This window comes from Luteibacter sp. P4_E6 (assembly GCF_056401535.1).
In genome coordinates, this window is record NZ_JBFUJE010000193.1 from 1 (window position 1) to 7,196 (window position 7,196).

6 protein-coding genes are annotated in these 7,196 nt (G+C 60.8%); all 6 read left to right on the plus strand.

The annotated features are described in order from the left end of the window. Positions 1 to 67 precede the first annotated feature (67 nt). Positions 68 to 661, plus strand: coding sequence for a hypothetical protein (locus AC1DT2_RS12665; protein WP_477296606.1), 594 nt, complete (start codon positions 68 to 70; stop codon positions 659 to 661). After that, complete coding sequence (locus tag AC1DT2_RS12670; protein ID WP_477296608.1) at positions 658 to 2,130, plus strand: XVIPCD domain-containing protein; 1,473 nt, start codon at positions 658 to 660, stop codon at positions 2,128 to 2,130. The genes AC1DT2_RS12665 and AC1DT2_RS12670 overlap by 4 nt, the downstream gene beginning before the upstream one ends. A 32-nt stretch (positions 2,131 to 2,162) precedes the next feature. Then, a complete protein-coding gene (locus AC1DT2_RS12675; RefSeq protein ID WP_477296609.1) occupies positions 2,163 to 3,845 on the plus strand; it encodes a type IV secretory system conjugative DNA transfer family protein in 1,683 nt (560 codons plus the stop codon). 56 nt (positions 3,846 to 3,901) lie between these two features. Then, a complete protein-coding gene (locus AC1DT2_RS12680; RefSeq protein ID WP_477296610.1) occupies positions 3,902 to 5,938 on the plus strand; it encodes a hypothetical protein in 2,037 nt (678 codons plus the stop codon). Positions 5,939 to 6,022: 84 nt separating this feature from the next. Further along, complete coding sequence (locus AC1DT2_RS12685) at positions 6,023 to 6,289, plus strand: hypothetical protein (protein ID WP_477296611.1); 267 nt, start codon at positions 6,023 to 6,025, stop codon at positions 6,287 to 6,289. Between the two features lie 689 nt (positions 6,290 to 6,978). After that, on the plus strand, positions 6,979 to 7,196 hold a 218-nt coding region (locus AC1DT2_RS12690; RefSeq protein ID WP_477296612.1), incomplete at its 3' end, for a hypothetical protein.

Consider the following 7,196-nt stretch of genomic DNA (forward strand, 5'->3'; position numbering starts at 1 on the left):
GTCGCAGACAGAGGCGTCTCCCGCACACTCTCCACATTCCCTGAGCCGCTAGGAGCACATGCGACCCATGATCTCCCTTCGTACCAAGGCCGCTCTCGCGGCGCTCTCCTTCACTGCCTACTCCGCTTACGGTGCCGCCATGAACAAGCCTGATGTCAAGCTCAACCCCCAGCCACGGATGCGCTATGAAATCACCATCAAGGTGGACAATGCGCCCGGCCCCTTCGACCGTGTGGAAGGTGTGATCGACTACCGAGTCAGCAACGAGAACTGTGTGCCGCTCACGCCTGTAACAGGTGCCACCGTTGCGCCCGAGAAGCGGGTGCCTATCGTGCTCACCCACTCGGGCGGAAACATCTACAAGGGCGAGATCTACGCGGACCTTCTTCAGGACGAGGACTACTACGGCAAGGGCGTCTGTCATTGGTCGGTCGTCGCGGCCAGTGCAAACCTGTACGTCAAGCAAGTGGACTTCAGTGCGCCTCTGTTCCACGACGACTTGCTGAAGGGCAAACCGGTCACCCGTTACTACTCCAACCGCTCCTACGCGACAACACAGATGGAGCGCGTGGACACCGGCGAGACCGACCGCAYGCAGTACCAGGACGAAGCAAACGCGACCTTCTCCATCACCGTCCAGGCCGAGGAGAAGCATCCATGACACTCTCCTCTACCGATTACGCCTTACTGGCCCAGGACTCTTATCACGATCCAGTCCTGAATAAGCCCAAGGAACTGGGCGGCATCACTTATGAGGCCATCGACGTGGAGAACAATCCGCGGACGGGGTTTCAGGCCACCGCATACAAGCGCATGGACACAGGTGAGATCGTCATTGCCTACCGCGGCACGGAGTTCGATCGCGAACCCGTCCAGGACGGGGGCGTTGACGCGGGCATGGTCCTGGCCGGGGTGAACCTCCAGACAGCAAACTCCGAGGCGTTCACCGAACGCGTGCTGGAGAAGGCCCGCGTGGATGCCGATCTCCACCACCGCCCGTTGCAGGTGACGGTGACCGGTCATTCGCTTGGGGGGACGCTGGCAGAGATCAACGCATCGAGATACGGGCTAAAAGGCGAGACGTTCAATGCTTATGGCGCCGCTGGCCTGCGTGAGGGCGTACTCGAGGGCGGATCTCAGGTTATCGACCATGTCCGCGCAGGCGATGTCGTCAGTGCAGCGAGTCCGCATTTTGGCGAGGTTCGCATCTACGCGGCTCAGAAAGACATTGATACGCTCTCGCATGCCGGTTATCGCGACGACGGCGGCATCCTAAGCGCGCGCAATCCAATCAAGGCGATCGACTTCGACTCCCACGCCATCGATAACTTCGTGCCAAACAGCAAACTGCTTGGTGAGTCCATCATCAATCCGGAGAACCAGGCGCGGTATAAGGCGCACGAAGGCATGATCGACCGTTATCGCAACGACGTTGCGGACATCCGCATGGGTCTCTCTGCCGCGTGGGAGATTCCCAAAGCGATCGGCGACCTGAAGGATGCCGTCGAACATCGTGCCGCCGAGGCGCTAGGTGCGGGTGTTGTCGCGGTCGAGCACGGCGTGCAGTACGCGGTCCACGAGGCGAAGGAGGGGTTCGACCATCTCAAGGCGGGCGTCCAGCATGTCGGCCACGACATTGCCGACGGGGTCCACGCGGTAGAAGCGAAAGCCAAGGGCGCCTGGAACACCCTGACCCACCCCGGCACCTGGTTCGAACACGACAAGCCTGGCGTATCGCTCGATCACACCGCACACCCCGACCATCCCCTCTTCAAGCAGGCGCGAGAGGCAGTCCATGAGCTGGACCGCGCCCACGGCCGCCACCCCGATGTCGCCAGCGAGAACGTCGCCGGCAGCCTCGTGGTCAAGGCCAGACAGGAGGGTCTCGAACGGATCGACAAGGCCGTGCTCAGCGACGATGCCTCACGTATCTATGCCGTGCAGGGAACCCCTGATTCACCCCTGAAGCGCATGGCCGAGATGCCGACCGAGCAGGCCGCCAATACGTCGGTCGCCGAAAGCAGCATGCAGTGGCAGCAAGCCGCCCAACAGGCGCAGCAGCAGGCCCAGATGGCCAGCCAGCAAACTCCAACCCACCAGGAAAGGACGCAGCCGTCGCACGGCCTGTGATTCCCAGAAGCGAAGGAAAAGGTAGATAGCGCATGAGTAAGACAAGGGGATATTGGGCGATCGGCCTTTTCGTGGCCGCTCTCGTCACGGGTGAGTTGCTTTCGGGCTATCTCACCCTGCTGTTCCTCCGCCTCGGACAGATCCCGTTGCGGCTGGCGACGTACTACGAGTATGTGCGGGCGCTCAACCTACCGCAGGTGCGACCGTACGCGTGGAAGATCGAGACGGCCGGCGTGCTTGGTTTCGCTATCCCGCTGATTCTCTGGTTTGTGGTGGTGTACTTCCTCACGAAGAAGAAGAAACAGGCCATTCACGGCGATGCCCGTTTCGCCAATGGCGGCGACCTTCGCAAGCAGAAGATGCTCTCGCCCGCGCCCAACGGCATCCTCGTCGGCAAGTACAAAGGCGACCTCGTTCGCCTACCCGGCCAGCAGTTCGTCATCCTCGCTGCCCCCACCCGCTCGGGCAAGGGCGTGGGCGTGGTGATCCCCAACCTGCTCGATTACCAGGAATCGATCGTCGTACTCGACATCAAGCAGGAGAACTTCGACCTCACCAGTGGCTGGCGTAAGTCGCAGGGTCAGGAAATCTACCTGTTCAATCCGTTCGCCGAAGATCGGCGCACGCATCGCTGGAATCCGTTGAGCTACGTCTCCAAGGATCCCGCGTTCCGCGTTTCTGATCTCATGAGCATCGCCTCGATGCTCTACCCGGATGGCTCGGACGAGCAGAAGTTCTGGGTCAGCCAGGCGCGTAACGCCTTCATGGCCTTCTCGCTTTACCTCTGCGAAAAGTGGGAAGACGACGAGCGAAAGAATCGACCCATGGCCGTCCGCAGCAAGCCGACACTGGGCATGATCTATCGCCTCTCGTCTGGCGACGGCACCGACCTGCGCGAGCTGTACACCGCCCTGTCGAAGGAATCCTTCCTGAGCGCGAACGCGCAGTCCGCCTTCGCCAACATGCTGTCACAGGCCAACGAGACCTTCGCATCGATCCTTGGCACCTTCAAGGAACCGCTGAACGCCTGGATCAACCCGGTGCTGGACGCTGCGACCAGCGAGGACGACTTCCTCCTGACCGATGTGCGCAAGAAGCGCATGACGATTTACATCGGCATCCAGCCGAACAAACTCGCCGAGAGCCGGCTGATCGTGAACCTTTTCTTCAGCCAGCTGATCAACCTCAACACCAAGGAACTGCCGCAGAACAACCCGGAGCTCAAGCACCAGTGCCTGCTGCTCATGGACGAGTTCACGTCCATCGGCAAGGTGGAGATCATCGCTTCGGCGGTGTCGTATATGGCTGGCTATAACATCCGCTTGCTCCCGATCATCCAAAGCATGGCGCAGCTGGACGCCACCTATGGCAGGGACGTATCGCGCACGGTGATCACCAACCACGCGCTGCAGATCGTCTTCGCACCGCGCGAGCAGCAGGATGCCAACGACTACTCCGACATGCTCGGCTACACCACGGTACGCCGCGAGAACATCACCAAGAATAAGAACGGTGACGTATCCAGGAGCCACTCGGAAGAGAAGCGCGCGCTGATGCTTCCGCAGGAGCTGAAGTCGATGGGCACGGACAAGGAAGTGTTCCTTTACGAAGGCATTCCACATCCGGTGATGTGCGAGAAGATCCGGTATTACGAAGACAAGTATTTCACTTCACGGTTGATGCCAAAAGCGACCGTGACACCACTTACCATATGAGTTGCAACACGTCGCCCCGATGGACGACATCTTCTTCAGGGAACAAGGAAAGCACGATGTCTGATTCACGTCACCCTGGGCGCGCTCGCGCCGCCCGCCTTCTGGCCGTAAGCCTGACCCTCGCACTGGCGCCCTGCGCTGCCGTGCACGCCGCCGATGCCTGTGAGGCTTCGTTTCAGGCCAGCGGCGACGAGGCCACCGGCCTGGTCTTCGATGCCCGCATCAAGATTCCGCAATTGCGCATTAGCGATGCGCTTATGAAAATGCGAGACATCGCGACGGCGGATGGCTTTGAGGTCGGCAAGGACGTCATCGGCAATGGGAAAGGCATGCTCATGCTGGTGCAAAAGCCCGGCAAGAAGACCCGCCCGTTCGGCATCGAAGTAAATGCAAACGACCAGGGCACCGTCTCGATGACCGCTCACATGCCTCCGGGCATGYAAGCGACGTCCGAAAACATCCGCCCGGCGATGTGCGGCATGCTGGCCCGACTGCAGTCGTCGGGTGGTGAGACGGGTGGTGGCACGTCGCTCGGATCGCTTGCAACACGCAGTGACACGTCCGCGCCGGCCGCGGCTGGTGGGACGATGCCGGCCCCGGTCACGCCTGAAGAGTCTTCGCGCATCTGCACGGCGAACGTCGAGGGTCTGACTGGCGAGGTAGACGACACGCGTCCGGTTTTCGCAACGTGGACGCTCGGCCCCGGTGGCGACGACGCGCGTGCCGCTCTTGAACGCGTGAAGAAGGGCGCCGGCGGCATGTCCGATCTAAGGGTCGGAAACGATAGCTACGCTGGCAAGATCGGCCGCCTCGACGTTGATGTCGTCTCGACGTCGTCGTACGTCGACTCAAGCTCCAGTAGCAAGGACGGTGAAACGCCGCCCTTCCCTGTCCACATCGAATACGACGCTGGCATGGCGGCTATTTCACTCACTGCTCAACCGAGGGCGGGTCGCAAGATGAACGCGGGGCGCATCGGCTATCTCATGTGCACGCTAGCGGCCATGGCCAATCAGGCGGCCAAGCCAGAGAAGCCCAGAGGCTACCTCAGCCGGGCCCTCATTCCTTCATTCAACCGCGATCGGAGGGAAGCCGAGGGCAAGACCTCGCTACAGAGTCAGTCGCATGAAGCGCTCTATAAGCGCGCCATCTATGCTGGCAAGGCTTTCGTGATCACGCCCGCAGTGGACCTGAAAGACAAGTACGGTTCCATGACACAGAGCCAGAAGCGCGAAAAGGCCCTGATCGACTATTGGGTAGATGCGACGGCCGTCACCATGTGGCAGGACCGTGCACATCCGGACAACCAGTTGACAACCGGCTATGGCGCGAACGAATTCGCCGAAGGCTTCAGGGGCTGGACTGCCGCCATCCCCTGGCACGATAGCTTGTACACCGTCTATTTCGTGGACCCCGGCACGTATGACTTGAAGAAGGCCTCACTCGAGCTGCGGCGCGCCTCCCTCCCGACAACAACCGAGAGCCACRCAACCACTTCACCTAAGATCGGCACGGTGACGCTTGCCGCGACACTGGACACCGAGTATTACCGCACGCAGGAATGGAAGAGTGCCGATTACCGAACGACCATGGTCGACCAGCCCTATTGTGTGACGCAGCCCAATGGCAGTGGTTGCGCATATGTCGCCCACGAGCAGGTGGCGAATACTGAGATGGTCTCCCCCGCCCATTACGAGGACGTCTCTCACAAGCGCGCCGCTGGAGGCCTGGCGGTGAGCGCGACACTGACGCGGCCGTTCGCCAGCTTCACCGTGACACCCGGTGACGTCGCGCTTATCGACGGTTTCTGGGCGGACGCCGATAGTGCCGCTATCGATACGAGTGCGTGCAAGAAGGACGACTCGGACACGATTACCTGTGCCATCACGCGGTTCAGTCTCTGGCGCGTACCCGCCATGGCTAACGCGGCTGCCATGGGTCGCCAGGCCACGGCGGACATCGCGCCCGTAAAGTCAGGCATCTTCGCAGACGCCCATCCCGTGCCAGTACAGGTCACCGCCAAACCGACGGATGCAAATCCGAGCGCCATCGAAGCGCCGGGGGCCAAACGGTACGTGATCGACGCGAAATAGGTCTGACTACTTGTACTCATGTATAGCGGAGGCGGCGCCGACGATGGCCCCGACTATTGCATGCGCCCCGGGAAGGCTGAGGTCATGGACGTCAACAGTTCAAAGATCCTTTACTTTGCGGCCGCGAATGCCACCGACATCTCCGACGTACCCGCCTATGGATACACCCAGGCGCAAACGGGCCTCATGGGCGTCTGCAAGATCCGCCTGGGTGGTAAGCAGGGCTGGGCGTTCATCGCCATGGAGCCAGCCATGACGTTCGGCTCCGCAGGCGAATGCGGTTGCCGTGATGCGCCCCTTGAGAAGCTCAGTAAAAAAGACGAACGACTTCGGCGAATAAATGCGGACTGAATAAATCAGGTGACCCGAAAACGTCTTCCGACAAAAGCGTCGAAACTGACTGACGAGATGGGAGTTTCTTCGAGCCGTCTTCCGACAAAAGCGAACGTGCTGCCTGAAGAAATATCTCAGGCATGAGCACTCGAACTTACGTCGATCAGCGGGGCAAAGACGGCAATATCTGCTACCGATTGCAGCCCCTACAGACAACCCAAACTTGTTTTGCTAGGGTCACATCGTTGCCCGCGTCATCGACAAGAACGCGTCGCAGGCAACCATCGCTCGATGCGGTGAGAAGCGCGGGCCAAGGGTGCGTTAGGAACACCCCTGACCCGCTAACCAAACCAACTACTCTAGGAGTTGATAATGGCTGCCCACCATTCTACGGCACTCGCCCGCCCGCCAGATCCCCAAGGTGGCACCCCCAGCGGAAACCGGGCCGTCTGCATCTAGCGCAGACACGGTTGAAGAACCGCGGCGTTCGCCGTTTGCATCAGAATTTTCTTGGCCGTAGCACCCGGYACGTCGCCGGCTGGCCGAAGAAAACGCGCTGACGCCGCTATCCACGTTATTCAATCAACCGCCCGGCGTCCGGTCACGGACAGCCGGTGAAACCGCGGGTCCGATGGGCCGCGGCACGCCGCGCTGTAGCACTGCGTGCCGCGTTTGGAGACGCGCGCCGAATACACAAGGAGCAGGTAATGCTTATGGAAACCGATGCCAACGCGCATGAGCTTTTGAACGAGGCCACCGAGTGGCTGCAGTACTCGCGTGGCGTGACTCAGTTGTTGGCTGAGCTGGTGCACGAATCCGAGGATCTGGATTGCGCACAGATGTCCTTGGCGCTGGATGCGATCGGGGCGATGACGCAGAGGGGACTTTGGTGTTTGGCTGAGGGGCGTGCGGGGTTGGTTGGGGG